1 protein-coding gene is annotated in these 1283 nt (G+C 68.0%); it reads left to right on the top strand.

The window, feature by feature from the left end:
- Window positions 1-56 precede the first annotated feature (56 nt).
- Window positions 57-1283: ISAzo13 family transposase (locus ACZ5NH_RS45520; RefSeq protein WP_468784375.1), on the top strand; the 1227-nt coding region annotated here is incomplete at its 3' end.

Raw genomic sequence — 1283 nt, 5'->3', positions numbered from 1 at the left:
TAGGGCGTGCAGATCTTTAACTCGTGGCTTTCTGCTTGGTGGTTCGTTGGTCAGGCATGAGCGGGTTGGATGGGCAACGGACCGCGCTGGCAGCCAAGTTCGAGGCGATTCTGCCGCACCTCGACGAGCGGCAGCGTCGCCTGCTGATAGGGGCGGAGGCGCAGTCCCTCGGCCGCGGCGGGATCAGAGCGGTCGCTCGTGCCGCCGGTGTCCGTGAGGCCACTGTGTCTGCCGGAGTGCGGGAACTCGAGTCCGGAGAAGCGCCGTTGGGCCGTGTCCGTCGGCCCGGCGCCGGCCGCAAACGCGTCGTCGACCAGAACCCAGCCGTTCGGGAGGCACTCCTCACGCTGGTCGAGCCCGACGTCCGCGGAGATCCCATGTCGCCGCTGCGCTGGACCACCAAATCCACCCGCAAGCTGGCCGAGCAGCTGACCCGGCAGGGCCACAGGATCTCCGCGGACACGGTGGGCGACCTGCTGCGCGAGGAGGGCTTCAGCCTGCAGAGCAATGCCAAGACGCTGGAAGGCAAGCAGCACCCTGACCGGGACGCACAGTTCCACTACCTCAACGAGCAGGCCCGCGACCACCAGGACGGCGGTGCCCCGGTGATCAGTGTGGACACGAAGAAGAAGGAGCTGGTCGGCCCGTTCAAGAACAACGGCCGTGAATGGGAGCCGAGAGGCGAGCCGGTGCGGGTCGACACCCACGACTTCCCCGACCGCGTGCTGGGCAGGGCGGTGCCCTACGGCATCTACGACGTCGCCGCGAACACCGGCTGGGTCAACGTCGGCACCGACCATGACACCGCCGCGTTCGCCGTCGAGTCGATCCGCCGTTGGTGGAACGGAGTCGGGCGGGCCACCTACCCGACGGCCGGCCGGCTGCTGATCACCGCCGATGCCGGCGGCTCCAACGGGTATCGCACCCGCACGTGGAAGACCGAACTCGCCCGGTTCGCCGCTGAGTCCGGCCTCACGATCACCGTCTGCCACCTGCCTCCCGGGACTTCGAAGTGGAACCGGATCGAGCACCGGCTGTTCTCCCACATCACCATGAACTGGCGCGGCAGGCCTCTGACCAGCCACGAAGTCATCGTCGAGAGCATCGCGGCGACCACCACCAAGACCGGTCTGACCGTGCACGCGGAACTCGACACCAACCCGTATCCCACCGGCATCCAGGTCAGCGACGACGAGATCGCCTCTCTGCCGATCACCCGCCACCGCTTCCACGGCGACTGCAACTACACCCTGCACCCCCAGCATCCGACGGACGCGGCCACG

It is taken from the genome of Streptomyces sp. NPDC031426, from assembly GCF_055581585.1.
The sequence above is the reverse complement of the archived record's forward strand: the minus strand, read 5'-3'. Positions and strand labels throughout refer to the sequence as shown.